Genomic DNA, 1077 nt, shown 5'->3' on the forward strand with positions numbered 1-1077 from the left:
AGGCGAGAATCAGATTCCTTGAAGCAGAAAATGACTTCCTTAAAAAACTGGAAGAGCTAGAAAGGGAGGCTCTGAAAAAGAAATGATTCTAACTGCTGCTGAGAAGTTCTATCTGATTGAAAGGACGATCAGAATACACCAATTAAAGAAGGCTGTTTCTTATCTATGCAAATTGGCTGGTGTAAGTCGAAGTGGCTACTATGATTGGTTAAAGGCAGCTCCTTACCGTGAGCTTCGTGAAGAACAGGATGAATTGGACATAGAATTGATCAGAAATATTTTCATCAGTAAAAAGGAAAAAGTAGGCGCCCTCCAAATCAAAATGATTATGGAGAATGACTACTCGGCCGTCATGAATCATAAGAAAATCAGACGGTTGATGACAAAATATAATCTCCTAGCGAAAATCAGAAGGGCCAACCCGTATCGGAAGATGGCCAAGGCAACCAAGGAGCACCTTACTTGTCCAAACCTCCTTAATCGTGAATTCAATCAGGAGGTGCCAGGGAAGGTCCTGCTTACTGACATTACCTATCTTTATTATGGGAAAGGCCAAAAAGCGTATTTATCCTGCGTAAAAGATGCCGCCACAAAAGAAATCGTTACGTACCATTTATCTACTTCATTAGAAATGGATATCGTTTACGAGACTTTAAATAAGCTAAAGCAGGCTGTGTGTCACGAGTTCCATCCGAGTGCAATCCTTCATTCTGACCAGGGGTTCCATTACACCCATCCGCTATTTCAACGCAAAGTGAAGGAACTTGGGATAACCCAATCCATGTCCCGCAAGGGAAACTGTTGGGATAATGCGCCAATGGAAAGTTTCTTTGGCCACTTTAAGGATTTGGCAGAATATAAAACATGTACTAATTTAACGGATGTGAAGGAAGAAATTGATCGAGTTATTGAAGAATATAATGAACATCGTTATCAATGGGGGCTAAGGAAAATGGCCCCGGTACAATACCGGGACCATTTATTAGCTGCTTAGGCACTTTTTTATACTGTCCGTAAAATGGGGCACAGTTCAATATAACAAGGCTTCTTTTTAATGAGCTTCTCCTATAATTATAG

Annotated in this window: 1 protein-coding gene; it reads left to right on the top strand. The window is 40.6% G+C overall.

Annotation, left to right across the window (positions count from 1 at the left end; genetic code table 11):
- Positions 1-82 precede the first annotated feature (82 nt).
- On the top strand, positions 83-994 hold the full coding sequence (locus SB773_RS29850; RefSeq protein ID WP_377387665.1) for an IS3 family transposase: 912 nt from the start codon (positions 83-85) through the stop codon (positions 992-994).
- Positions 995-1077 lie beyond the last annotated feature (83 nt).

The sequence above is a fragment of the Bacillus sp. SIMBA_074 genome (genome assembly GCF_046534555.1).
In the GTDB taxonomy this organism is placed as follows: domain Bacteria; phylum Bacillota; class Bacilli; order Bacillales; family Bacillaceae_G; genus Bacillus_A; species Bacillus_A mycoides.